At 42.2% G+C, this 24943-nt stretch carries 26 protein-coding genes; 25 read left to right on the top strand and 1 reads right to left on the bottom strand.

All coding sequences use genetic code 11. The features are described 5' to 3' along the window. The first annotated feature begins 274 nt into the window (after positions 1-274). From FN815_RS08860 to FN815_RS08760, 21 genes are all read left to right on the top strand, one after another. The gene (locus FN815_RS08860) at positions 275-1186 is read left to right on the top strand and encodes a hypothetical protein (RefSeq protein WP_142454277.1); all 912 of its coding nucleotides are present in this window, start codon (positions 275-277) and stop codon (positions 1184-1186) included. Between the two features lie 59 nt (positions 1187-1245). Beyond that, positions 1246-2052, top strand: coding sequence for a restriction endonuclease (locus tag FN815_RS08855; protein WP_185957232.1), 807 nt, complete (start codon positions 1246-1248; stop codon positions 2050-2052). A gap of 59 nt (positions 2053-2111) precedes the next feature. Further along, positions 2112-2729 carry a hypothetical protein gene (locus tag FN815_RS08850; protein ID WP_142454275.1) on the top strand — a complete coding sequence of 206 codons (618 nt, stop codon included), beginning with the start codon at positions 2112-2114 and terminating at the stop codon, positions 2727-2729. Between the two features lie 144 nt (positions 2730-2873). Further along, a complete protein-coding gene (locus FN815_RS08845) occupies positions 2874-3155 on the top strand; it encodes a type II toxin-antitoxin system Phd/YefM family antitoxin (RefSeq protein ID WP_142454274.1) in 282 nt (93 codons plus the stop codon). Continuing rightward, positions 3152-3445: a type II toxin-antitoxin system RelE/ParE family toxin gene (locus tag FN815_RS08840; protein WP_142454273.1), complete on the top strand. Its 294-nt coding sequence runs from the start codon at positions 3152-3154 to the stop codon at positions 3443-3445. The genes FN815_RS08845 and FN815_RS08840 overlap by 4 nt, the downstream gene beginning before the upstream one ends. A gap of 129 nt (positions 3446-3574) precedes the next feature. Then, entirely contained in the window at positions 3575-4228 is a 654-nt protein-coding gene (locus FN815_RS08835; protein ID WP_142454272.1) for a hypothetical protein, read from the top strand. Positions 4229-4865: 637 nt separating this feature from the next. Continuing rightward, a complete protein-coding gene (locus FN815_RS19020; protein WP_221930290.1) occupies positions 4866-5093 on the top strand; it encodes a hypothetical protein in 228 nt (75 codons plus the stop codon). Between the two features lie 96 nt (positions 5094-5189). Beyond that, the gene (locus FN815_RS08825) at positions 5190-6944 is read left to right on the top strand and encodes a helix-turn-helix domain-containing protein (RefSeq protein WP_142454271.1); all 1755 of its coding nucleotides are present in this window, start codon (positions 5190-5192) and stop codon (positions 6942-6944) included. Beyond that, positions 6923-7120 (top strand): hypothetical protein, encoded by a 198-nt coding sequence (locus FN815_RS08820; protein ID WP_142454270.1) that lies wholly within the window; start codon positions 6923-6925, stop codon positions 7118-7120. The genes FN815_RS08825 and FN815_RS08820 overlap by 22 nt, the downstream gene beginning before the upstream one ends. Before the next feature lie 374 nt (positions 7121-7494). After that, positions 7495-8115 (top strand): CatB-related O-acetyltransferase, encoded by a 621-nt coding sequence (locus tag FN815_RS08815; protein ID WP_142454269.1) that lies wholly within the window; start codon positions 7495-7497, stop codon positions 8113-8115. A gap of 33 nt (positions 8116-8148) precedes the next feature. Beyond that, the gene (locus FN815_RS08810) at positions 8149-9138 is read left to right on the top strand and encodes an NAD(P)-dependent alcohol dehydrogenase (protein ID WP_221930289.1); all 990 of its coding nucleotides are present in this window, start codon (positions 8149-8151) and stop codon (positions 9136-9138) included. Then, positions 9125-9817 carry a DUF4386 domain-containing protein gene (locus FN815_RS08805; RefSeq protein ID WP_142454267.1) on the top strand — a complete coding sequence of 231 codons (693 nt, stop codon included), beginning with the start codon at positions 9125-9127 and terminating at the stop codon, positions 9815-9817. The genes FN815_RS08810 and FN815_RS08805 overlap by 14 nt, the downstream gene beginning before the upstream one ends. Before the next feature lie 274 nt (positions 9818-10091). Continuing rightward, positions 10092-10397 (top strand): hypothetical protein, encoded by a 306-nt coding sequence (locus FN815_RS08800; RefSeq protein ID WP_142454266.1) that lies wholly within the window; start codon positions 10092-10094, stop codon positions 10395-10397. A gap of 134 nt (positions 10398-10531) precedes the next feature. Beyond that, positions 10532-11398, top strand: a complete 867-nt coding sequence (locus FN815_RS08795) for a helix-turn-helix domain-containing protein (RefSeq protein ID WP_142454265.1) — start codon at positions 10532-10534, stop codon at positions 11396-11398. A gap of 97 nt (positions 11399-11495) precedes the next feature. Next, positions 11496-11987: a cupin domain-containing protein gene (locus tag FN815_RS08790; RefSeq protein WP_142454264.1), complete on the top strand. Its 492-nt coding sequence runs from the start codon at positions 11496-11498 to the stop codon at positions 11985-11987. Between the two features lie 10 nt (positions 11988-11997). Then, positions 11998-13209 carry an NAD(P)-dependent alcohol dehydrogenase gene (locus FN815_RS08785; RefSeq protein ID WP_185957229.1) on the top strand — a complete coding sequence of 404 codons (1212 nt, stop codon included), beginning with the start codon at positions 11998-12000 and terminating at the stop codon, positions 13207-13209. A gap of 51 nt (positions 13210-13260) precedes the next feature. Further along, a complete protein-coding gene (locus FN815_RS08780; protein ID WP_185957228.1) occupies positions 13261-14121 on the top strand; it encodes an aldo/keto reductase in 861 nt (286 codons plus the stop codon). Positions 14122-14570: 449 nt separating this feature from the next. Beyond that, a complete protein-coding gene (locus FN815_RS08775; RefSeq protein ID WP_221930288.1) occupies positions 14571-15041 on the top strand; it encodes a cyclophilin-like fold protein in 471 nt (156 codons plus the stop codon). Between the two features lie 12 nt (positions 15042-15053). Then, the gene (locus FN815_RS08770; RefSeq protein ID WP_142454263.1) at positions 15054-15452 is read left to right on the top strand and encodes a (R)-mandelonitrile lyase; all 399 of its coding nucleotides are present in this window, start codon (positions 15054-15056) and stop codon (positions 15450-15452) included. 125 nt (positions 15453-15577) lie between these two features. Next, positions 15578-15967 carry a DUF2255 family protein gene (locus tag FN815_RS08765; RefSeq protein WP_142454262.1) on the top strand — a complete coding sequence of 130 codons (390 nt, stop codon included), beginning with the start codon at positions 15578-15580 and terminating at the stop codon, positions 15965-15967. Positions 15968-16385: 418 nt separating this feature from the next. Next, complete coding sequence (locus FN815_RS08760) at positions 16386-16949, top strand: DapH/DapD/GlmU-related protein (RefSeq protein WP_221930287.1); 564 nt, start codon at positions 16386-16388, stop codon at positions 16947-16949. Positions 16950-17906: 957 nt separating this feature from the next. Here FN815_RS08760 and FN815_RS18880 read toward each other — a convergent pair. Beyond that, the gene (locus tag FN815_RS18880) at positions 17907-18128 is read right to left on the bottom strand and encodes a hypothetical protein (protein ID WP_185957227.1); all 222 of its coding nucleotides are present in this window, start codon (positions 18126-18128) and stop codon (positions 17907-17909) included. A 52-nt stretch (positions 18129-18180) separates the two neighbouring features. On the opposite strand from FN815_RS18880, the gene FN815_RS08755 reads away from it, so the two are divergent. The 4 genes from FN815_RS08755 to FN815_RS08740 all read left to right on the top strand — a co-directional run bounded on the left by FN815_RS08755 (position 18181) and on the right by FN815_RS08740 (position 24818). Next, the gene (locus tag FN815_RS08755; RefSeq protein ID WP_142454261.1) at positions 18181-18915 is read left to right on the top strand and encodes an SDR family NAD(P)-dependent oxidoreductase; all 735 of its coding nucleotides are present in this window, start codon (positions 18181-18183) and stop codon (positions 18913-18915) included. 977 nt (positions 18916-19892) lie between these two features. Next, entirely contained in the window at positions 19893-20639 is a 747-nt protein-coding gene (locus FN815_RS08750) for an SDR family oxidoreductase (RefSeq protein ID WP_142454260.1), read from the top strand. Between the two features lie 636 nt (positions 20640-21275). Further along, positions 21276-24359: a reverse transcriptase domain-containing protein gene (locus tag FN815_RS08745; protein WP_142454259.1), complete on the top strand. Its 3084-nt coding sequence runs from the start codon at positions 21276-21278 to the stop codon at positions 24357-24359. Positions 24360-24599: 240 nt separating this feature from the next. Continuing rightward, a complete protein-coding gene (locus FN815_RS08740) occupies positions 24600-24818 on the top strand; it encodes an alpha/beta fold hydrolase (RefSeq protein WP_142454258.1) in 219 nt (72 codons plus the stop codon). Positions 24819-24943 lie beyond the last annotated feature (125 nt).

The following is a 24943-nucleotide window of genomic DNA, read 5'->3' as shown; positions in this document are numbered from 1 at the left end:
ATGAATTACTCGCAGTTGCCAATCTCCATTACTTTGAGTCCTTTAATGAACAGGGCGGAGCGATGCATTTTTACTTTGTAAGACCAAGCCAGAGCTAACTCCTTACAAATTTATCTGACCATATTATGCAAATTTCAGCGAAATGAAATTCGCATAACATTGAAAAAACATGGGTTTACTTGGTTTTTAGGGGGATTTAAAATATTATGCGGCTTCTTATTGCGGATTAGCAAATCTGCTCAGTACTATGTTATACAGCCAAGAATTTATCACTATGAGTAAACGTAAAGCACTTATTGGCTTTTCAAGTCCAGTTGGTTTTTATTATGATTTGGAAAGTGAAAGAGGACGTCCTGGGCCTATAATTGAATCTCCCTTTTCATTGTTACTTTTTTATGATGAGTTATGGTTTGTTAGCCGATCTGTTTGCCCCTACAACATGGAAAAATTGGACTATGTGCACTTTGTTGATGAAGAATTATTAACAGATGGCCTATCTGCTGACTTTACAAAGGGAATTGAAGACCCACCTGAAATTAAAAAATTTCCTTGGGACACGTGGGAGCAAACAATCCACCAAGCATTTTTACCTGAAGCTCGCTACGATAATCATGGACGTAGTCAAGGTTTTGGGGAACTAGGTATTTATCCTACTCCAGGTAGTTATGATAATTTCTTAGTAGATCATTATATCGCAAATAAATTTGGTCTGGAATTGCTTGAAAATTCCGTCAATGCAAAGTGGATGATGTCCTTTGAAGAAAGTTTATTAACACTTCAAACTTCTGAAAAACTTTTAGCTCCATGTATTCCTTCGTTACAGTCTCTAGAAGGACCCTACCATCCTTTTGTAGATGACCTTAGATCTGATAATTTATTAATGCGCTATAGATCAAAAATTCAAGAAGTTAGTACTAATTCTAAATTTGAAGAACTTGACTCACTTAAACAAGATTTAAATGACGAGTATAATAGAATTGTTGCTGAACTCGCTTCCTCAGAATTTAGCAATGCAAGAATTGTTGATGGTGCAGCATCACTCACTTTAGGTCAAGTTCCAGTAATTTCAAATATAACGAGTGGAATTCAAGGCGTACGTGAGCTAGCAAAGACTTACAAAAATCGCAAAGAAAAGGGATGGGTTGGTTTTATTGCGCGTACTATTACAAAATCTCGTGAAAAGTAAAAACTGGCTGTATAAGCGCAATGTCATTATACAGCTTTCTAGAAATACAGTCATTTTTTATGGGAAAAGTAAGACTGATATATGATGAAACTACAAATCAGTTCAAAGAAGTTGGTTTTGCCGGAGAACTAAATACTGCTGGAACAAGAAAGGTATTACAAGGAGCGCTAAGATATTGCCTTCACGGTAATAAATTGTTCTTACCGAAAGATCAAACCACTATTTCTGATAATCACAGGTTATGTTGGGGGCTTATAAGATCTGAAGAACTACATTTATTTCCTTATGATTTATTTGACATTGATCTACCGATCAATCCTCTAGATGTATCAACTCCTTTCTATGGAATTGGGTTTGGCACTATGTATTCTAAAAGGCATTATGAAACCAAAGAAGGCAGAATTCCAGTGCGGAATTACATAAGTCAAAATGTTATTGACAATATATCTGAAAACCCAGAAGTACTTCTCGATGTCAATAAAGAAGATTTTGAATCTTTAATGGCTGAAATTTTTGCACGAATGGGTTTTGATGTGGATTTATATAGATCAACTAAAGATGATGGTATTGATTTCTTAGCCACAAGAATCAATAATAAGGAAACCAAGATATTTTGTGTTCAATGTAAACATCCTGACAAGGCTAAAAATGGGAGGAATAGAAAAGCAATGTCCGTTGCTACAGTAAGAGAATTGTACGGTGTAGCTAAAGCGAATAATTTGGATGGCTGTCTAGCTATTTCGAGTAGCAGATACTCAAGTGCTGCAAAAAAATTTAGTGACTTAAAGAGTGAAGAAATAAAAATAGCTAATGAAAAAGACGTCATTAATTGGATAAAAAAATATAGATGGGAAAAAGATGAATAGCTGTATTATAAGGTGTTTTAAAGCATTAGATATATACTAATAAATATTCCAACTAATCTATGAATCCCGAGACAATCGAAAATCTCCTATATATTTTTTCAGGTTGGATATTATCCTCAATGACAGCATTTATAGCTTATTTAGTAAATGAAAGAAGAAAAACCAGAAAGACCTTCACAGAATTAAGAAGAGTATTAGAAGATCGAATTATTCATATTGAGCTCTCAAAAGCATGGAGAAATGCAGGTCTAATTGAGACAGTTCAAAGCTTATTTGAAATTGACGAATCATGGAGAACCGAAATACCAATAAATCCACCAGATTTGCCAGATCAATTTGATTCTATTGTTTCTTCAGTTTCAGAATGGGAGGCCGAGAAAGGACAATACTTTCTCACTAAAAAGCTATATGGTTTTAAGGATAGGCTAAAAATATTAGATAGTCTTTATTCAGGTTTTGTTGTTTATGCAAAAGAGGATAATGTTGGAGGTATTCCTGAAAGAACCATAACTGTCTACAACAACAATCTGAAAGAGTTTGATGAGAATATCAGATCTTTAATTTCAAAAATACATCCACTTCATAAAACTTGGTTGTTAAGGAAAAAAGATAGATTCTTTACCAAAGTTAAAATGCTGTATAAGCGTTTCAAAAGGACGCGGACAGGGTTCGGTTGAAACTTGATTGCAAGAAATTAATATCGCTACTTCAACTAAATTATAATCACCGCGCCGTTAGGCACCTTTTTTCCGAGATATTTAATACAATAATTTGTTCTGAATTTAGTACATTAAAAAGAACAATAATTAAAAATTTTCACCATGTCTCACATTAAACTTGACCAAGATATTCGGTCACTCTCCGATTTTCGAGCAAATGCTGCCTCTTATATTGAGCATGTGAAATCAAAACGCCGACCGCTTATTCTTACTCAGCATGGCAAAAGTTCTGCCGTATTAATTGATGTAGAAGATTATCAAAAAATGTTGGATAAGATTGAGTTATTGGAAGAATTATCTGCTGCCCGAAAGGAATTAGATAATGGAGAAGGTATAAGTCATGATGAATTCATAAACGAATTGAGATCACAATATTCATCATGAAAATTATTTGGTCTCCAACGGCAAGAAACAAAACCAAAGAAATTCTCGAGTACATTGCTGAAGATAATCCAGGTGCTGCTTTAGCTCTTATTGATTTGATCGAAGAGAAAGTTGAAAATTTAACTAAAAATCCAGAATCAGGAAGAGTATTTCCGCCAACAAATAATGACAAAATCCGAGAAATAGTTGTTCATGAGAATTATGGGGTAATCTATGAGATTAATCCTGAGATAATCGAAATTTTAACCGTTCGTCATTTCCGGCAAGATTTTTCTGATTATAAAATGTAATTCCTTCGGTGCCTATCAAGGCGTTTCAAATCGCACGCAGGAGGGGTGCGATGGAACTTGATTGCCAGGAATTAATTTTGCTACTTCAACTAAATTATAATCTCCGCGCCGTTTAAACGCTGGGTCGATATGCTCTTGAAAAAATCTGTTCCTGTATTAATCATTTACGTTTTCTTTTTCGTGACATTGAAAGCTCAACCTGTTCAAATCAATCTATCGGTTGATCTGTTTCCGAATCAGGAAAATCCTTATCAGGAACCGGTACAAACGGGGGTAGCAGAAGAAAACATTCACCTTAAAGGCTTTTCACTTGAAATAGCTAAAAGGAAGTTTTTGTCCTCACCTTTCATTTCTGGATTAGCTACTGGCTTTTTAACTGGAAAGCTTATGGAATCAAATTCTGATGGAAGTGAATTTTGCCCAAATGGAGCATGTGATAATAGTTTTAGAAGTGATCTTCGAATTTTTTCGGGTGAATTATTTCTTCTATATCCAATAACTCTAACCAATAATCTCTATTTCAGAACAGGTTTACGTGGTGGACTTACTTATTTAACTATCAGGGATCGGTTTGGCCAATCTGAAGAATTCAGATCAGAATATGCTCCAACCTTTTCCCCACTTCTGGAACTAGGACTAAACTTAAACAGAGCAATCGGTATTACTACAAAGGGTTACTACCGATTTTTAAAAACTGATGTAAAGGAAGAAAATAAAACTACTGTACCTGTAAAACTATCCGGATTTGGTGTCTCAATGGGTTTATCTTACAATTTCAATTAGTCTTGAGCATGTAATAAGGCATTTTAAACCGGAACGCCGACAAGTGTATCGGGACAAGCGTGGACGGTGCGATGAAAACTTGTTTCTAAGGATTTAATTTGCATTCTATTCCAATCTCTTCCGAACTAATTGGGAGGAATGCCTGTACGGTTCCCCCGGTCCGAGTGGCTGCATTTACCGGATTTGCGACAGATGGATGGACCGATATGCGATGGACGATGTACAGGCTATCCAACGGCAAACAACTTTCCGATCTTGTTTTTAGAAAAGAAATTATGCTATTTCCAGAAATGTAGTCTGCCTTCATTCTATGTATGATAGTTTGAGCTGACGGAAGGCTTAGCCTTCGAGTACTTTTGCTTTGAGGTGCAACCTCAAAAGAGTATTAAACATGATCTGCATGGGAGATGTCAATGTGGAACTCAAGCATTAGCAACAAAAAAGGGGATAAAATGAAAACCGCCGGCTACTCTGGAACACCGTTGGCAAAAAAACTGGGGATTAAGGATGGATTCAAAGTAAGAATCATAAGGAGCCCGATCATTATTATGAGCTGTTTTCTGATCTTCCCGCCGATATAAACATCACAACTGACCCTAAAACCAAAAAGGATTTCATTCATTATTTCTCTAAAAGTGTGGCTGTACTCGATCAGGATATCACACAACTAAAACAGGAAATGGAGCAAAATGGGATGCTCTGGATTTCCTGGCCCCAAAAAGCATCAAAGGTTGAAACGGACTTAAACGGGAATGTAGTCCGTGAAACAGGGTTAAAGCATGGACTTGTGGACATTAAAGTATGCGCAGTTGATGAAAATTGGTCCGGATTGAAATTCGTCATTCCTGTTAAGGACAGGGAATAGAAATAGATGCAAACAAGGCGAAGCCTTTTTCCCGTGAATTAGTATCTTCTGCTGAATTCACCAATCAGGTATCCTTCTTTTTGTCAATCAAATCTGATGAACAGTAAATCTATCGCCGTTTTACGCTTTCTGAATTTGAGTCCGGAGCCGGACGACGAATATTTTAGTGACGGCATTACGGAAGAGATCATCCTGTCCCTTTCAAAAATTGAGGGATTAAAGGTAACGGCCCGCACTTCCAGCTTTGCCTTCAAGAATCAGGGAGTAGATATTCGTGATATTGGGAAGGCTTTGGGTGTTTCTACCGTGCTGGAAGGCAGCATCCGCAGGGCGGGGCAGAAGGTTCGCATCTCTGTGCAACTGGTTCGGACGGATAACGGGTTTCAGATCTGGTCGGATAAGTTTGACCGGAAGCTGGAAGACATCTTTGACCTGCAGGAAGAAATTAGTTTACTGGTTGCCGATAAAATCAGGGAGAACTTTGGTCATATTGAGTTACAATCATCCCTGCATGATGAACCCATGAGTAGTATAGATGCCTATGATTATTACCTGAAGGGCCGGTATGAGCAGCTAAAATGGAACAATGATGCCTTACACCGTGCCATCAAGCTCTACAAAAAGGCTATTCAACTGGATCCTGAAAATTCCAGGGCCTATTATGGTATTGTTCAATGTTATATCTACCTGGTGTTTTGGAGTTCTGAGGAGAAGGATGTCGACGGCGTCTATGAATATCTGTATAAAGCCGCAGCGGTGAACGACCAGACATCAGAATATTTTTTGGCAAAAGCGTCAGCCGAGATCATGATAGAATGGGACTATGAATATGCGGTAAAGCATTTTCGGCAGTTGCTGCAACTTAACCCAAACCATACGGAAGCTCTGGAAGCAGTGGCGGGCTTGTACATTATGGTGGGGCAATTCCGCGAGGCTTTGATCCATATTGACCGGGCGCTGGAACTCAACCCGCTTTCATTAAATCATACCTTCATGAAAGGGAACATCCTGTATTTTTCGGGGGAATATGAGCGGGCCATCCAACAGATGGACAAAGTGCTCCGTCAGGATCCAAAATGGATGTTTGCCGTACAGCTGAAGGCTGCTAGCCTGATTTTGTTAAATAAAAAGAATGAATTGGAAGAGCTTCTGGATGGTTATGCGGATTATCCTTTTATGGTGCATTACCAAACCTTGAATAAGTTATATCATGGGGTGCCGGTGAGTGATTATCCGATACCTTCTTTAGCTGATGAGACCATCCATGCCTGGCAACTGTACTTTCTTACGCTTGAAGAAAATTACGAACAGGCTTTTGAGATGCTGGAACACGGTCTGGAAAAAAAACACGGCAAGTTCATGTGTTTTGATTGTGATCCTTTTTTGGTGAAGCTGCAGGACCAAGCCGGATTTGAAAACCTGAGTCGCTTTATTCCCGGAGCCTTGCCTTTATTGAGTGATGTCTATAAGGAGTCAGCGGGGCCCAGGCCACTCATTACCGATGAAGAGGAAAGGGCGGAACTCCTGGTGGCTTTGGACGAAAGTATGTATGAACAACAGGTTTTCCTTAATCCCGATCTCTCACTTTCTTCGCTGGCCGATCACTTGAACACCAGTTCCAACAAGCTATCCTGGCTTATCAACGAGGATAAAGAGATGAATTTTAATGATTTTATAAACTCTCATCGGCTGGAATATTTCCAGGATATTGCTCTGGATCCATCCAACCAAAATCTGACCTTGTTGGGGATCGCTTTTGAAAGTGGCTTCAATTCTAAATCCACCTTCAACGACTACTTCAAAAAGAAAACCGGTACCACACCCCGGGCGTGGCTAAAGCAGCAGAAGTAGCAGCGGGTATGTCCGCAGAGGTGTTGAATTTTGTTTGGGTGCAAGCCGGACGCAGCCCGGGGTTAACGAGTTGCACTGCCGGAAACCTCCGCTCGGAGGGTATCTATGGCTGTGGTGGTTGCCGGAGTTTGGGCTTTGTGTTGTTGACGAACCATGCGGACCGGGAGCCCCGCTGAGGCATTCCCAACGAGGTCGTTGGGAACGAGCTTATGAAAGGCAAAGATGCTTTGGCGACAACAGCCTCCGCCTCGCATACGGTCGGCACCTCCCTCAAGGGAGGACTTGCTTTCCGGTTTGGATTAGTTTGCTATAGTCGTATTACTTGCCAGAACTCCTCATGGATTCAACCTCAAGGAATAATTCTTCCCTTGAGGGGAGATCAACCAATTCAATTAGTTCTTGAATTGGTTGTGAGGGGTGTTGGTTGGGAAGGGTAAAAACCTCCTTTCCAAAAAGTCCGAAATCTCACAAAAGTTCCGAATTGGTGATTTCGTACGATTGCGATAGCCTATATGCTCATCTTGGCTCCGTAATCAAACAAAAGAAAACTATGACCGGACCAGATAAAAACACCCTTTTCCCTTTAGAACATCACAAAAAGCTATGTTTTCTGAAGAACCTGATAGATGATCCAAAGATCAAAGTGGGAGATTACACCTACTACGATGATTTGGAAGACGTCCAAAATTTCAAAAAGAATGTGAAGTATCACTTCGACTTCACCGAGGACCAACTCATAATCGGGAAATTCTGTATGATTGCCTCCGACGTTTCCTTCATCATGAACGGCGCCAATCATCTGACTGATGCTATAACAAGCTATCCTTTCGCCATTTTTGGAAACGGCTGGGAGCAGGCCATGGAGAATAAATCCTATCCCACCAAAGGGGATACCATTATTGGCAATGATGTTTGGATCGGCCATAATGCCACCATCATGGGCGGGGTTAAAATAGGGGATGGGGCTATCATTGCTGCAAATTCAGCAATCGTAAAAGATGTGGCGTCCTATAGTGTGATGGGCGGAAACCCGGCCAGCCTCATCAGAAAAAGATTCTCTAAAGAAAATATTGAACAGCTGCTCAAGCTGCAATGGTGGAACTGGGACATCAAAAAAATAACGCGAAATGTATCGGCTTTGACCGGAAATGATCTTTCCGCCATTCGGTGAATTCCATTCAATAAAAAACCTATGGAGGTACACATGAAGACGATGAAATCAATAATCTACGAAAAGTATGGCGGCCCTGAAGTGCTGCAACTAATGCAAAGTCCAATACCGGAGCCGGGTTCCGGGGAGCTGCTCATCAAAGTAAACAGTAGCTCGGTGACGGCCGCCGACTGGCATCTACGAAAGGCGGATCCCTTTATGGTGCGGATAGCGAACGGCTTCTTTAAGCCAAAGCAAACCGTATTGGGACAAGAGTTTGCCGGGGAAGTGGTGAAAGTGGGTGCAGGAGTTACTAATTATTCTGCAGGCGATAAAGTTTTTGGCAGCACGGGAATGAAAACCGGGGCTTATGCGGAATATATCACAGTGGATGAAAACAGCGTATTGGGACGCTCACCGAAAGGCATCGATCAAGAACTGTTAGCCACCGTTCCAATAGGAGCAATGACGGCTCAATTCTTTTTGTCTCAAGGAAATTTAAAATCCGGAAGTTCGGTGCTGGTTAATGGGGCTTCGGGAAGTGTGGGAAGTTACGCGGTTCAAATCGCCAAAGCTGCAGGAGCTCATGTGACTGGTATCTGCAGCACCAGCAATGTGGAATGGGTAAAAGAAATCGGCGCCGATACCGTCATCGATTATAAGACCACGGATTTCACCCGGAGCAATCAACAGTACGACATCATTTTTGATACGGTGGGAAATCTGAGTTTCAGGAAGGTCAGGGATCATCTTACCGATGAAGGCCACTTCATTTCAACGGCTTTTAATATCGGCTTGATGTTTGGAATGATGGGAAACGCACTGCGAAAGGGGAAGAAGGTTTTTACCGGGATCACTAAAGAAACCAAAGAGTCCCTGGAGGAAGTTACTGATATGATCAGGAAAGGAGTCCTTCGTCCGGTAATAGATCGGAGTTATTCGATGGAGGAGATTCAGGAAGCACACCGCTATGTGGAATCCGGGCGGAAGAAAGGGAATGTACTGTTAACGATTCATAAGGAGGGAAGCTATGAAAGATCTTAAGAAAACAGGCAGAATTACGGGCGTATTGTACTTCTTGGTAATTGTGTGTGCCGGCTTTAGCCAGGGCGTAGTTCGTGAATCTATTTATGTAGCCGGCGATGCAGCCATGACTGCCCAAAATATTTTGAATGCAACTTCATTATTTCGCTGGGGATTAATTACCGATCTGATTGCCTTTTCAACCGACGTAGCTATTTCTGTATTGCTGTATGTGCTGTTAAAATCAGTGCATAAGCCACTGGCTCTCGCTATGGCGGCATTCCGATTGATAGCCCATCCTGGCATTGCTACTGCCAATTTACTGAATCACTTTGCGGCCTTGAAGGTGTTGGAAAGTCCTGGTTTAGCTGCTCAATTCAGCAGTCTACAGTTGATGGAATTTTCCCAGTTTTTCATGGAAATGCATCACCTCGGATACATCCTGGCCGGCGTTACGTTTGGAGTTCACTGTTTCATCCTTGGCTATTTACTGATGAAATCGTACAATTTCCCAACTTTACTTGGAATCCTTATGATCTGCGCTGCTTTTGGCTACCTGACCGAGAGCTTTGGATTCATTCTGTATCCCGAGTATAAAGTGATGTTTGGATGGATAGTAGGAATTTCAGCAGCGCTTGGGGAAGTATCACTTTGTATTTGGTTGATGGTGAGAGGGGCGAGGATAAGGCGGATGAAGTGAATGATAAAATCTTGCTAATCTTGGTCATCCTATAAATCCTGGTTCAGCTTACGGGCGTTTGAACCGGGATTATGCAGGATTGAGTAGATTTACAGGATTTTGTCTTGCCCCTGAAGCTTGGTAAGGGTAAAAACCTCTATTTGATGGAAACAAAAGAATTTGTGGCTTTCGTTTAGTGAGTTAGGAAGGATTGGAAGTTTTTATAAACAGGGTGACATGATCTGACACTGTTGGCTATTAAATTATAGTTAACTTTAATTTAAAAGTCAGAGATATGATTACCATAAGAATAAATCAGGCAACTGAAAAAGGTTCAGGAATTAGACCTCGGTGGATATCAGAACAGATACAAAATAGAAGAAGAGATAATGCTTCCATCTGTGTAGTTTTTGAAGTGAATTGCTCTGATGTAAGTTTGATCCTTCCAATGGGACAATGTCATCAGGGTAATGGTAGGGAAAGAAAACCTAACAGGAAGGAGCAAAAGTTAATTGATAATTTTCAGAAAATTAAAGACGATGAAATAAACTCAGGTCTCATTATTTCATTTTGGCAAAATTTAAAAAAGGTCTGTAGGTAGTGGGCATAGCTTCTTTTAAAATTGGTGAACCACCGTAAACCTCCGCCCGGTGTGTACCAGTGGCTTTGGGAACGAGCTCTAAGGGAGTGAACTGCTGCTCTTTTGAAATAAGTTTGATTTTCATAACTTAAAATATGGAAGTCAAAGAAAAACGTACTCTCTCGGAATTTAATCAAAAGCTCAAGCTGAAAGGCTTTAACGTCTTTCAAATTGAGGATGACAGTGAAGCTACCCGGACCTATAGCCGCAAGGATTTCTACAAAATCTGCCTGACTACCGGCGAAAGTAAAATCCATTATGCCGACCGCAGCTTCGAGGCCGAGGGTACGGTGCTATTCTTTGGTAATCCGCATATTCCGTATTCATGGGAAACCTTATCTACCCAATATGTGGGCTATACCTGCCTGTTTTCAGAGGAATTTTTACAGCTGTCTGATCATTCTGAAAGTTTGTTGAAATCGCCGCTCTTTGAGATGGGAGGGACGCCTATTCTCCATGTTTCCGAAGAGCAGCGCCAATATCTGAATTCCATTTTTGAACGAATGATTGATGAACAGCAATCCGATTATAAATACAAAGATGACCTGATCCGAAATCAGATCCATTTGATTCTCCATGAAGCCCTCAAAATGCAGCCCTCCGAAAATTACGAAACGGAGAAAAATGCGGCTTCGCGTATAACAAGGGTATTTTTGGAATTATTGGAACGACAGTTTCCCATCGAAAGAAAAGATCAGCCCCTGGGTTTAAGAACGGCACAGGATTTTGCTTCAGATTTGAACATTCATGTCAATTACCTCAACCGTTCGGTAAAAGAAGTAACCGGAAAACCAACGACCGACCACATCAGCGAACGAATTGTAAACGAGGCAAAAGCACTAATACAGCATACCGATTGGAATATTTCAGAGATCGCTTATTCCCTTGGCTTCGAATATCCTACCTATTTCAACAACTTCTTTAAGAAGCATACCGGGGCTACTCCCACCTCATTCCGGTAGAAAGTTTGAATATCTTAACTAATGGTTTGAAAGTCTTTACCAGCTAAGGCAGGCCTCGGGCTATATTCATGGTGTAATTTAAATCAAACATGAGGCCATGAAGAGATTCGTATTTAGTACAGCACTTCTATTCACCCTGATATTCACCTTACAGGCTTGCCAAAATCCCGGTACTCAAACTGCTCAATCAGAAAAAGAAAAGACAATTTATCCAAAGGGAGATTTAGCGCCATCTGAATTTTTTACCGGCAATGCCTACGTCCATGGATTAGTGGATGCCGATTCTGTTTTCACCACGGCCGCCGGTAACGTAGTGTTTGAAGCCGGAGCCCGCTGCAACTGGCATTCCCATCCGGCCGGACAGATTTTATTAGTAACTGCAGGCAAAGGCTATCACCAAATTGAAGGTGAGCCCAAAGAGATTATTAGGAAAGGCGATGTGGTTAAATGCCCGCCCAATGTCTCACACTGGCACGGTGCATCTGCTGATAGCAGCATGACGCATATCTATATGGTTCCCAATACCGAAAAGGGGATTGTAGAATGGGGAGATGCGGTAACCGATGAAGAATTTAACTCAACAAAATAACAGAACAACTATGGAAAACACTGAAAAACCTAAAAAGGGAACCCACTCAAGAAAAGAATTTTTGCAACGCACCGTGCTGGCCGGTGCCGGTTTATCCATGGCCGGTTCTGGGCAATTATTTGCAAGCCCTGAGGCAGAGCAAAATAGCGCCTTGTTCTTTGAGACAAACATTAAGTCCAAAGGTTATGCGGCTACGGACGAATCCGGAAAACTGAGTCCATGGGAGTTTGAACGCCGGCCGGTGGGAGAAGATGACATTCTGATAGACGTAAAGTTTGCCAGCATTTGCCATTCCGATATCCACCAGATGAAAGGCCACTGGGGGCAGCAGCAATATCCTCAGGTGCCGGGACATGAAATTGTTGGAGTGGTAGCTGCCGTTGGTAAAAATGTAACCAAGTTTAAAGTGGGCGACCGTGCAGGAGTGGGCTGCATGGTGGACAGCTGCATGGAATGTGACAGCTGTAAACACGGAGATGAGCAACATTGCGAACGGGGAGAAACTTTATTCACCTACGGTTATCCTGATGAAGACTCCCCAACTGGGATTACACAGGGCGGTTATTCCGATAAGATTGTGGTCAGAGATCATTTCGCCGTTCACATTCCGGAACACATCAGTTTTGAAGAAGGCGCGCCACTGCTTTGCGCAGGTATCACCACTTATTCTCCGTTGATGAAAGAAGATTTCAATATTGGAGAGAAAGTAGGGGTGGCCGGTATTGGTGGACTAGGTCATATGGCAGTGAAGCTGGCCGTATCCAAAGGTGCGGAAGTGTACGCTTTTACCACTTCTCCCGATAAGGTGGAAGACATCAAATCCTGGGGCGTCAAAGAAGTAATTGTAGTCAATGATGACATGAGCAACTTAGGTGCCTACAGCAAAACGCTTGACTATATGATCTGTACCATTCCTTACCAGTTTAACGCAGCACCGTATGAAGCATGTGTAAAACCGTATGGTAATTTCACCTATGTAGGGATGCCTGATGGCTTTTCCATCAACCTGAGCAACATTGCCTTGGCCTCCACCCGGGTGAACTTTAACGCTTCACTGATCGGCGGAATGCCAGAGACCCAGGAAGTTGTACACTATTGTGCCGATTACGGCATTCGCCCGGAAATACAGGTGATTGATGCGAAAGAAATCAATAAGGCCTGGGAAAATGTAGTGGATAAGAAAGCCCGTTACCGGTATGTGATTGATGCGGCTACGTTTTAGACAAGAAAGAATAAAAGTAATTAACTAATAAAAAATAAAGAGATAACAACTATGATTTTAGAAGAGAAATATACCCTCTCAAATGGAGTTGAAATTCCTAAAATAGGTCTCGGTACTTGGTTTGTAAATGGTGATGAAGCCGTCAATATTGTTAAAGAAGCTACGAAAGCCGGATACCGCCACATTGATTCTGCCCAAGCCTATCAGAATGAAGAAGAGATGGGTAAAGGCATCCGGGAAAGTGGAGTGGACCGCGAAGAGCTGTTCATTACCACCAAGCTTGCCGCTGAAATTAAGTCTTATGACGAAGCAGTGAAATCCATTGACGAGTCCCTTGAAAAATTAGGTCTGGAATATATTGACCTGATGATTATCCACAGTCCAAAACCGTGGAAAGATTTTCAGGGAGAAGAACGTTTCTTTGAAGGTAACCTGGAAGCATGGAAAGCTTTGGAAGAAGCGTATGAAGCCGGAAAGCTTAAAGCGATCGGTGTGTCCAACTTTGAGAAGGAAGACCTGCAGAATATTCTCGACAACGGAACAATCAAGCCTATGGTGAACCAGGTGCTTGCACACATTAGCAACACGCCTTTCGAACTGATTGAGTTCTGTGAAGAAAATGAAATCCTGGTAGAAGCTTATTCTCCCATTGGTCACGGTGAGTTATTAGGTGCCGATGACCTGGAAGAAATGGCTGACAAATACGATGTATCCGTACCACAGTTATGCGTACGATATGATCTTCAGCTTGGTCTGCTTCCCCTGCCTAAAACATCCAATCCCGAGCATATGAAAAGTAATGCGGCGGTGGATTTTGAAATCTCTGAGGAGGATATGGCAACGCTGAAGAACCGGAAGCCTATCGAAGACTACGGCGAATCCAGCAAGTTTCCTGTTTTTGCAAAAGGCTGATCTGAAGTTTTTTATTGGTCCCAGTGGAGTGTTCTAAACCTTACACTTTTAATGCATCACTTAAGTATTCCAAAGAAATCTATCTTTACATTTAGCGTCATTCAGAGGGTACTCCCGAAGAACCTTAGCCAGAAAATGATTACCAACTGGCCAAAGTTAGTGCACTAGGAGTCACTGGAAATAGTTCTAAGGAATGATGAGCGGATGCTCTGCAAAATGCAAGGTCCATCGGAGGTATCCTCTGGATGACCGGGTGGAGATGACATATGGATTATAAGTCCCTAGCCATCCCCTTAAACTTTCAGTGTAGGAAGGTTTAGTCATTCAGCAAACGGACAGATCCCAACAGGGAGCTTCCGCAGAGTCCGGATGTTAGGGACTCTGCCGGAAGTTTTCTCTGTTGTGGATCACTTATACAGCATCATATTACCCCTAAACCAAGGCAAGGCATGACGCTCATATCAATTCTGATGCCATTCATGATGGGAGTGATGAGCTTCCTCCATCCGGCAACAGTACAAACAGATCAAAAAATAACAGAGAAAATGGCTACAAACGGATCAAAGATTGAAGGGACGATTACGGCAGGATCAGAAACATTTACCGTGATTTATCAAGATAACCCAACCGCAAAGAGCCTGCTTGATCAGATGCCTTTTACCACAGAGCTGGAAGATTATGCGGGCATAGAAAAGATTTTCTATCCCGACCCGGCCCTAAGTACCAAAGATGCCCCCGAAGGAGCGGAAGCGTCTAAAGGAGATGTGATGTATTACGCTCCCTGGGGCGATGTCGCCATTTTTTATAAAGATTTCAGATATGCAAAAGGACTGATTCCAATAGCGCATATCGAAGACATTTCAGGTTTTGTAGAGGCCCTGGCTTCCACAAATACCGCAACATTCGACATTCAAAATTAAGAGATAACCACTATGGAAATTACCAAAAATAAGTCACTTAATTCTGTACAAGGACCCGAAGAATGGTTCACAGGTTCAGTTAGAATCGACCCCTTATTTCAAAAGAAAGAAGTAACCAAAGCTGCAGGTGTAGTCGTAACCTTTGAACCCGGTGCACGAACCGCATGGCATACCCATCCCGCAGGACAAACCCTGATTATTCAATCCGGTTTAGGCTGGGTACAGCGTGAAGGCGGACCTATAGAAGAAGTAGGGCCCGGAGATGTGGTTTGGTTTGAGCCGGGTGAAAAACACTGGCACGGTGCCTCTGCTGATAAAGCCATGAGTCACATTGCCGTTCAGGAAGAAAAGGATGGAAAGGCTGTAGACTGGGAAGAAAAAGTTTCTGACGAACAGTATTCGGCAAGTTAAATCTTCAAGTCACTCTTAGAAACTAAGTGAATTAAGTGTGTTCAGGGGATATCGGTCATAGCCTCAGAAATTGCGGCCGGTATTTCTTGCACATCACTTTAACAGGAAAAAGCATACATACAAGCATGAGCGACCTTTCAACCACATTAACAGACGAAGAGAAACAACAAATAGCCCAAAAGGATGACTTTCACATTGCTCCATACCGGGAGGACGGAGAAACCTTCGGCACCCTTACCTGGATTTGGGTAGTGGAAGTAGAAGGAGAGCTTTATGTGCGGGCCTATAATGGCACTTCCTCCAGCTGGTATCAGTCTGCCATTGAGCAAAAGGCCGGGAAAATTGAAGCCGCCGGTATGGAAAAGAAAGTGCGTTTTGAGCCGGTAAAAGGTGAAAGCATCAATGACAAAATTGATGAAGCGTACAAGGATAAATACAGTGGTAGTCCCTATCTGAGCCCCATGATCAGTGAGCGCGCCCGGGCGGCCACGGTTAAAGTTTTGCCGGGAAACTAATCAGGTTATAACCATAAACCTGCGTTCGGTTTATTAAAGTAACGCGTTTACCGGTTATCAATGTTCCTCCGCCTGCCGCCCCGAGTTATTCGGGGTCTCGCTTGTGGTTTGTTGGAATAAGACAACTCAGGTAGGATATACAAAGTGGTACAAGCGAGACGCTTGAACCAGTCGGTGGGTAAAACGCTTTGAGGATTTCCTTTTACATGTGATCTTTTAACCGGTAAACACGTTTAAGTGGTCTTTATGATAAACCTCCTAGTCATTTCGCGGCGTATGCCCGAAATCTAATTGCTTTTCAGGTATTAGCCGTTGACTTACTGGCAAGATTAAAAAACCTGCCTTCGCAGGAATGACCCCTTTGGGCTTTTTGAATTCATTCACAACCTTTTAAATCGAACTCAGATCATAAGATAGCATGGAAAAGAAGAAAGACATTTTTGAGCGATTAACTTCCGGTGAAGTCATTCCTATGGATGATCCCGATTATTCCAATATCCGGGAAGCCGTAAACCAGACGATGGGGCTCATCAGGAAGCTAAATGCCTCAACCGATGTGAATGAAGCCCGAAAATGGCTGGGCGAAGTGATCGGGGAGGAAGTGGATGAAAGCACTACCTTGTTTCCTCCATTTTATACCAATGTGGGCAAGAATATCCGGTTAGGGAAGAAGGTATTTATCAATCATGCCTGCTCATTTTTAGACCTGGGCGGTATCACGATTGAGGACGAAGTGATGATCGGACCCAGGGTCAACATCACCTCGGAAAATCACCCCGTTGAAGTAGCAGACCGAAAAACGATGGTGCCCGGTTCCGTGGTTATAAAACGAAACGCCTGGATCGGAGGCGCGGCCTCCATCTTACCGGGAATTACCGTGGGGGAGAATTCCGTAGTTGCCGCCGGGGCCATGGTAACTAAAGATGTTCCCGCCAACACTGTAGTGGCTGGCGTTCCTGCAAAAGTAGTAAAGGAATTGTAAGAAAAATCGATCTCAAAACTGCTCCAAGCGTATTTTTGGGATACTTCCTCATTCATTCCGCTACGCTGCATTCACTTGCCGGTATGACATTAAGGCCGGGAGGCCACCATAAGGCGCCAAAGGCGTCTTTGAACTTAATCCATCGGCCCCATTGTCATCTTGAACGAAATGCAGCAGAGCGGAATGAAGTGAAAGATCTTTTATATGCTACAAAACCTGTCATTACGAAGGTAGCTGTGACCGAAGGGAACACAGCCTGTGGCAATCTCCCGGATAATGTCTATGAGCAGTGTTAAGGGAGAACGATTAGTTCGCGATATCTTGGAACGATGACCAACATTGGACATCTTCGCCACAAAATCTCTGGAAATAACTGATGCTGTTTCGCTTTAACGCACTGCGTTTGCTCCTACTTTTGTCTTGATACAAAAGTAGCAAAAGATCAAGGCGGGCGAAAAAAGAGGTAAAGCCGACTCCATTATGCTAAAAGAAATCAATGCTCCATCTCTGGGCTTGCAGGTAAGCCAGCGACCATGCGGTATGATTTCTTTCTTAACGCTTCATTTCGCCTACTTCTTCACGCTCTTTTTTCTAAGGCCGAGAGAAGAGTAAAAGCTTTCAAAGCTAATCTGTCATGGCAGGAACATTTGATGTCCACAATAGATTTTACAAACGCATTTTGAAAGCAACTCTGCCTAATTATTTAGAATGTATATCCCCCAAAGAACTTCCCCTCCCGGGAGGGGATAAAGGGGAGGGTCCTGAGGGGCAAAATTACAGACTAATTTCGATACAGAACAACGCTTCGAAACCTTTTTTTGTTTCTGTTTTCATCAGATACTCCAAGCAAGCAGAAAGAAGAAGAGGCTGAGTAATCATGATACAAAACCTGTCATTGCGAGACATTAATTTTGCCCAAAAGCGGGCAACACTATTGAGGTGGTGACAGGTCTGTGTTCAGCTGACCGGGCGCTGGGTGATTTTTTGAAAACCACTATTATCACGTAAAAACACCGTCTTTGCGAGGAGATTATGATGCCTAAGGTAGGTTTGGGTTGGGTAACGACGCGGCAATCTCTCTAAAACCGCTTGGGGCTTCATCAAAGAAGCGTTGGGAAAGGAGTTGCCTTGATCAAACAGATCGCCACGTCGATAAGCAGAAAGCTTGAGTGTATGCAAATTACCTCCTCGCGATGACGGATTTACTCAAACTCACACTAAATAATCAAAAATGGCACGAATATTCATTACCGGTTCAACGGCCGGACTGGGACAACTTGCAGCAGAGAAATTAATCGATCAGGGACATAGTGTTATCCTGCACGCCCGCAATGAACAACGCGCGAAGGATGCCAGGAACGAACTCCCCGAAGCAGAAGAGGTGTTAATTGACGACCTGTCGAGCATTGAAGAAACCAAGCAATTAGCCAAAAAGGCCAACGAGCTGGGACGCTTTGATGCCGTGATTCATAATGCCGGCATTCTTAGAGCCTCCGGCAAAAAGATTTTTGCCGTAAATACCCTGGCGCCCTACATCCTGACCTGCCTCATCCAAAAGCCGGAACGCCTGGTGTACCTCAGCTCCGGTATGCATAAATCCGGACGCCCCAAGCTGGATGAATTAACATCCTCCCAGGATCAGATCACTTACTCGGATTCCAAGTTGCAGATACTGTTACTTACCAAAGCGGTGGCGCGTAAATGGCCGGATGTATATGCCAATGCCGTGGACCCGGGATGGGTGCCCACCAAAATGGGCGGTTCCAGTGCCCCGGATGATCTGCAGAAAGGAGCCGAGACACAGGTCTGGCTTTCCGTGAGTGAGGAAGAGAAAGCATTGGTGAGCGGCCGGTATTTCTATCACAAAAACCAAGCTGACTATAACACGAAAGCAGATGATACAGATTTACAGGATAAACTGATCTCAATCTGCGAAGAGTTAACAGGAGTTGAGTTTCCTGCATAACTTTATTGGTCCCAAACCCGGGTTTAAAAGCCTGCACTTTAGTATTCCGAAAAGTCTAATGGCTAAAATCATGCAGTCATTCAGAAGCTACCGCTGAAGAACCTTAGCCACAAAATGATTACCAACTTATCACGGGCAACAGCGCTTGAGCCACTGGCAAAGTAGTACATGAAATTGCTTGAGTATGCTCCACAAAATGCAAGGTCCATCGTCCCGAGCCATTCGGGATGGATGACCGGGATGGTGGAGAGATCGCGACATTCATCCTCACCCAAACCTATGCTCTATCAGTGAAGAGTAGTTTTGTTAATAGTGAAAATAGTTTGAATTTCTTAAGGATAGGTTTGGAATGCGTAATTAGAAGAGCTAACAAAGGGTTATCTTTGTTTTGATTTAATGAACTTCATAATCAATAAAGTCTTTACAAAATCATTCCTGCGAAAATGGAATCAAAGAAATTTTGTACCCCGAAAACCCAGGCCGCAAGTACGTGATTGTCTTGCGGTCTTTTACTATCCGGGACCTGAGATAAAAGGATCAAATGATGGGTGGTTTTACCGTCCCATACCCCCGGATGTTTTTGATTGGACCCGGGCCTGGCATTAGGTGATTTTTTGAAAACCACTCGTATCATTTAAAACACCGTCATTGCGAGGAGAATAGGATGCCAAATAAAAATTTGGGAGGTGTATCGACGCGGCAATCTGCCTAATACAACTTAGGATATTTATCAACGAAGCGTTGGTAAGTAAATTCCTAAGATTCAACAGATCGCCACGTCGGTAGCCGCAAATATCGAGTTTATGCAACATGCCTCCTCACGATGACAGGCATTGAAATGTTTTTGAAAATTCTTAGCCACCAAATGTCCGGCTTGTTCGGGATCTGGATACCACAACTGATGGGAAGTATGGGATTCTCAGTGCAGAGTGTTTTAGTTTGAATTTTAAATAGGAATAAAAAATAAGAGTAAGCCAATGAGTAATAACATAGAAAATAAAGTAGTAGTGATAACAGGAGCCAGCAGTGGATTGGGTGAAGAAACAGCCCGCCATCTCTCCGATAAAGGAGCCAGCGTAGTGCTGGGTGCCCGGCGTACAGAGCGGATTGAGTCGCTGGCAAAGGATATCAAAGAAAAAGGAGGAAAGGCGCTTGCCGTGACCACCGATGTAACCGAGCGCGAGCAGGTAAAAGCATTGGTAGATGCGGCCGTTGAGGAGTTTGGCAAAGTAGATGTGGTATTAAACAATGCCGGACTGATGCCGCTTTCCCAGATGGAAGAACTGAAAATTGACGAATGGGAGCAGATGATTGATGTAAACATCAAAGGCGTGCTGTATGGTATCGCCGCTGCGCTTCCGTATATGAAGGAGCAGAAATCCGGTCAGTTCATCAATATTTCCTCCGTAGCGGGGCATAAGATCTTTCCAGGCTCATCCGTCTATTCTGCCACGAAGTCTGCGGTGCGGGTGATTTCCGAGGGCTTGCGACAGGAAGTGAAGCCTTACAACATCCGTACGACCATTATTTCTCCGGGTGCGGTTAAAACCGAACTTCTGGAACACATCAGCAATGATGAGATTCAGGAAGGAAATAAAGAATATGTAGGCAAAGTAGGGCTTGAGCCCAAAGCCTTTGCGCGTCTGGTTGCTTTTGCCGTAAGTGAGCCGGAAGAAGTGGATATCAACGAGATTCTCTTCCGTCCAACGGCCCAGGAGCTTTAATACCTTCAGTTCGATTATTAAAAGCCCAAAAGTCATTTCGCGGCGCACCTGTCCCGACAAACTTGTCGGTGAGGCCCGAAATCTAATTGCTTTACAGGTATCAACTGTTGACTTAATGGCAACAATAAGATTCCTGCTTTCGCAGGAATGACCCCTATAGGCTTTTGGATTAATTTTCACATTTTTAATCGAGCTCAGGTTATTAGTGACCTGATTGGACTACCTTTTATAGTTGTACTAACCTATGGCAACGATGTCTTCTGATGTCGTTGCCTTTTTTTGTTTTTGGGATTTGTTGTGGGGGAAGGGCTCTTTAGGTATTAGATCAGTTTCAGCTAAGCTATATGGATAACTTTAGTTTATCCATAAAGCCGTTGCTTATGATTTCAATTTTGTTATTTTGAAAGAGATGAGGAAGTAATTCCATATAAAGAGCGGGGTATTATTCGAACACCTTAACGGAGCAGTGGTTCGGGTAACATCTTAAAACTCACATTATACGAACGAAAATGTACTGAAAACCCTGTGAAGGCGGTTTCCTCCCGTTTACCCTAACAATACCTTCGTTCGGATAATATTATGTTATTTTCCTGATTGCCATCGCATTATATCAAACATTCAATCGATTAATATAAAATGGAAAATGAAGAAGCTCTTATAAAGCAAGCTATAAAAAAGCTTAAAAATCAGGTTTATTACGATAAGTCAAACACTAATCTACACCTCCGCAACCAACTGGTTACATACCTGTATCAGCATGGAAAAAAAAGGCTAGAAAAATCCGTACTCGGGTTGCTAGAAGGGAAAAAGAGCTTAAAGCCTTATTTAAAAAATATTTCCTATGTAGTCATACCAAAACGCATAAAAAAAAGTGAACCGAACGGACAGTTTATTACCAATTTCAAAGCAGAAAAGAAAACAACCATTAAAGACATCAACCTGATCATTGATGCCCCTCTTGAAATACACCTCCTGAGCATTTTATGGCTGATCCGAATCGGATATAAAATAGATAAAGACCTTCCTGAATCGTGCTATGGTAATCGTCTACTTTTAAACGAAGAAGGCAGTGGCATTGTCTCCGGCCGGGGGTTATTAGAGCCCTATTACCGGCAGTATCAAAAGTGGCGTGATAAAGGGATAGAAGAGGTAAAAAAAGAGCTGGAAAGAGGCCACAACGCAACCTTTGTAAATTTGGACATTAGCAGTTATTACTACAATGTCCGACTAAAATGGCAGGATTTGGAAGAGTTTGTTGGTGATAACGAACTGGATAAGTTGCTTCAAGAGATGATGTTCAGGGTACATCAGGTTTATACCAAAAATGTTTTGATAAATGTACCTCAGAAATCAAATAGCAGTAGATATGCAGAAAATGAAGTCATTCTGCCCATAGGATTATTTTCGTCATACATACTTGCCAATAATTATCTCAAATCTTTCGACGACGATGTAGCCAATCTCGTAAGCACAAGCTACTACGGTCGTTATGTGGATGACATCATATTAGTTGTTTCAGAAACTGAAAGCGTTGAAATTGATGATGAACGACTTAAATTACTTATTAGAACATATGGGCACGATAAACGGTTCGAAGAACAGCCTCAAAAACTTAGCTCCAATAGCAAGAACATTATTAAAAACTTCTCCAACCTGTTCAGGGTCGAGCAGTATAAATCAGATGGAAAAGACCCAGAACAGGTCTATTTCTTCAGAAATCCAAAGTATCCATTATTAAGTTTACAGCGGCGCAAGGTGATGGTCTATGAATTCAAAGCCGGTTATTCCCAATCCGTCATAGACAAGCTTCAAAAAGATATAGAAGATCGGAGTAGCGAATTTCGGCGACTTCCAACGGAAGACCGCCTCGACTTTGATAAAGAAGTGTATGAACTGCTGTACGATGACAGCTTCGGAAAACCACGGACCCTAAAAGATTATAAAGAGAATCGCGTTGGTCTTTCCACCTATTTGTACAAAGCGACCACCCTTGCTATCTGGAAAGATGGCAAAAGATTAAAAGAAGAATTCAAAAAAGTCCAGGCCTTTTTCAAGGGTAGTAATCTTATCGAATATTACCAACTTTGGGAAAAGCTGTTCACACTTTTGGTCGTTGCAGATCGGAAAATGGATTTGGCGATTCTTTTAAAAAACATCCAAAATGAAATTGAACACCTAAAGATAGATGAACGATTTGACAATGTTCGTGACTCTTTGCAAAAGACGTTGAGAAACTACCTGTGCACATCCTTAGCCCAATCTTTTGCTTTAAAAGCTAAAATTTTGAATGACAAGTGGTTTGCAGAGAGGCTGGAATCTATTTTTGGTACAGAATCTCCCAAGATTGACACAATAAACAACACCACACTTGCGATCCGGAATATTTGGTTTGTGCGTTCTGCTTACGTTACCTATCCGCTTCTGGAATTTACAAACTGGGCCCAGTCAGAAAGTATTTCAACTATCCGTTCACTTATTGAGCAGGAACTGGATTGGTCCAATTTGAATAAAGAAACATTTACCCTTGCCAAACAGCCCAATCCCTATCCCCGCTTTTTCAATTTGTATGAGGTTTCTCATTATTGGTGGATATATAACATCGTTTTGAACAACACGGTAAATCAGTTGAAAACTGACCGTTTTACACATGAGTTCATTTCTAAGGCATTAGAAAAGTTTATAGAGTGGAATAATATCCCAACTGATGAACTGGATATCAAAGAGGCCATTCGGCGGTTATCGGATGAGGTGAATATAAATCAGATAGAAAACCATGAACATATACAGGAAATTCATATTCAGGATGTCTTGCCGGATGATTTTGAAGTAGACGAAAACGAAAAGCTTAACATCCGAATCGGCCTTGCTAATATGAAAGTAAAGTGGGAGCACGAAGCGGAGTACAGCTTGAGGGGCAGACCACTAACTAATCTTGAAAGGTTAGACAGAATTTACAGAATACTGGAAAAGTTCAGAACTGAAAAGCCAAGAACAGATCTGGCAATTTTTCCCGAGATATCTATACCACATGCTTTCACTTCTGGCTTGTTATGGTTTGCAAAAAACCACCAGTTTGGAATGGTCTTTGGAATTGAGCATATCAATACTGGAAAAGATGTCTTCAATTTCATTGCAACGGTGTTACCGTTCAGGCTAAGAAAAAGACAAGATGCAATTTTTATTCCCCGACTGAAGAACCATTATAGTCACGGTGAATTGGCTGTAATTCGGGCGAATCATTTAGATGTAGTTCATAATGATGAGTACTTCTACCATTTGTTCAAATGGCGAAACCTGTACTTCACAACATTTTATTGTTTTGAACTGGCAGATATTGAACACCGGTCGTGGTTCCGATCTAAAGTAGATTTATTGGTTGCCTCGGAATACAATCAGGACGTGAATTATTTTTCAAGTATCATTGATTCAACAGCCAGAGATTTAAATATGTATGTGGCTCAGGTAAATTCTTCACATTTCGGGGATAATCGGTTGACGCTACCGGCGAAGACCATCTTCAAAAACCTGATTCGATTGGATGGCGGAGAAAATGACCTTGTCATTATTGCAACCATCGACCTCAAAGAGTTCCGGGAGCATCTTGAAGTGGGGTACGAAATTCAAAAAGACGCTAAAGTATATAAGCCTTCCCCTCCGAACTTTGATCCAGAAAAAGTAAAACAGAGAATTCGCGGAGACTGGATTTTAAAAAAGAAATGATTGATTTTAAATAAGTAAATTGCCACTAGGCTCGCTGGGAAGCGCAAAGCAGTCATTTCTTCGGACGTATGGTTGCACTCATTGCAAATGCTACTACGAAAGGCCCCAAGCTCCCCAAAACACCCCGAATACCCTTTGATACTAATCTTTTATTTCAGCAAATTTGGTCGGGGTTACTTTTCGGTATAAAAATACCAGGAGGGTACTGCATGAATAAGAGATTCACGAATTCTACGATTATTGAAACCTGCTACAAAATATACCAAGAGTGGACGGATTAACATTGCTTACCAGGTGTTTGGGGAGGGACCTATCGACCTGGTGTATATTCCCGGCTGGGTATCCAATATTGACTGGATGTGGGCCTGCCCGGAGTTGGTGGACTTTCTCCAGGAGTTGGGCAAAATAGCCCGTGTTATCCTTTTTGATAAACGCGGAACCGGGTGTCAGCTTCCCTAAAATTCGTCCGGTCTAAAGTAGAAAAACACATACTTTTGACCTATGAAAAAATCTCGATTTACCGAATCCCAGATCATCTCTATTCTCTCCCAGCATGAGCAGGGACGTAAAGTAGCCGATCTGGC

Origin of the sequence: Gracilimonas mengyeensis (assembly GCF_900182705.1) — a bacterium.
Lineage (GTDB): Bacteria > Bacteroidota > Rhodothermia > Balneolales > Balneolaceae > Gracilimonas > Gracilimonas mengyeensis.
This window is presented reverse-complemented; position numbering and strand designations above follow the sequence as displayed.

Bases quoted from the DNA above. Each gene is read 5' to 3' on its own strand.
- FN815_RS08825 (WP_142454271.1), top strand. From the start codon at position 5,190: ATGAACAGTAAATCTATCGCCGTTTTACGCTTTCTGAATTTGAGTCCG.
- FN815_RS08780 (WP_185957228.1), top strand. From the start codon at position 13,261: ATGATTTTAGAAGAGAAATATACCCTCTCAAATGGAGTTGAAATTCCT.
- FN815_RS08760 (WP_221930287.1), top strand. From the start codon at position 16,386: ATGGAAAAGAAGAAAGACATTTTTGAGCGATTAACTTCCGGTGAAGTC.
- FN815_RS08860 (WP_142454277.1), top strand. From the start codon at position 275: ATGAGTAAACGTAAAGCACTTATTGGCTTTTCAAGTCCAGTTGGTTTT.
- FN815_RS08845 (WP_142454274.1), top strand. From the start codon at position 2,874: ATGTCTCACATTAAACTTGACCAAGATATTCGGTCACTCTCCGATTTT.
- FN815_RS08810 (WP_221930289.1), top strand. From the start codon at position 8,149: ATGAAGACGATGAAATCAATAATCTACGAAAAGTATGGCGGCCCTGAA.
- FN815_RS08815 (WP_142454269.1), top strand. From the start codon at position 7,495: ATGACCGGACCAGATAAAAACACCCTTTTCCCTTTAGAACATCACAAA.
- FN815_RS08805 (WP_142454267.1), top strand. From the start codon at position 9,125: ATGAAAGATCTTAAGAAAACAGGCAGAATTACGGGCGTATTGTACTTC.
- FN815_RS08795 (WP_142454265.1), top strand. From the start codon at position 10,532: ATGGAAGTCAAAGAAAAACGTACTCTCTCGGAATTTAATCAAAAGCTC.
- FN815_RS08785 (WP_185957229.1), top strand. From the start codon at position 11,998: ATGGAAAACACTGAAAAACCTAAAAAGGGAACCCACTCAAGAAAAGAA.
- FN815_RS08770 (WP_142454263.1), top strand. From the start codon at position 15,054: ATGGAAATTACCAAAAATAAGTCACTTAATTCTGTACAAGGACCCGAA.
- FN815_RS08835 (WP_142454272.1), top strand. From the start codon at position 3,575: ATGCTCTTGAAAAAATCTGTTCCTGTATTAATCATTTACGTTTTCTTT.
- FN815_RS08800 (WP_142454266.1), top strand. From the start codon at position 10,092: ATGATTACCATAAGAATAAATCAGGCAACTGAAAAAGGTTCAGGAATT.
- FN815_RS08850 (WP_142454275.1), top strand. From the start codon at position 2,112: ATGAATCCCGAGACAATCGAAAATCTCCTATATATTTTTTCAGGTTGG.
- FN815_RS08750 (WP_142454260.1), top strand. From the start codon at position 19,893: ATGAGTAATAACATAGAAAATAAAGTAGTAGTGATAACAGGAGCCAGC.
- FN815_RS08745 (WP_142454259.1), top strand. From the start codon at position 21,276: ATGGAAAATGAAGAAGCTCTTATAAAGCAAGCTATAAAAAAGCTTAAA.
- FN815_RS08790 (WP_142454264.1), top strand. From the start codon at position 11,496: ATGAAGAGATTCGTATTTAGTACAGCACTTCTATTCACCCTGATATTC.
- FN815_RS08840 (WP_142454273.1), top strand. From the start codon at position 3,152: ATGAAAATTATTTGGTCTCCAACGGCAAGAAACAAAACCAAAGAAATT.
- FN815_RS08765 (WP_142454262.1), top strand. From the start codon at position 15,578: ATGAGCGACCTTTCAACCACATTAACAGACGAAGAGAAACAACAAATA.
- FN815_RS08775 (WP_221930288.1), top strand. From the start codon at position 14,571: ATGACGCTCATATCAATTCTGATGCCATTCATGATGGGAGTGATGAGC.
- FN815_RS08755 (WP_142454261.1), top strand. From the start codon at position 18,181: ATGGCACGAATATTCATTACCGGTTCAACGGCCGGACTGGGACAACTT.
- FN815_RS08855 (WP_185957232.1), top strand. From the start codon at position 1,246: ATGGGAAAAGTAAGACTGATATATGATGAAACTACAAATCAGTTCAAA.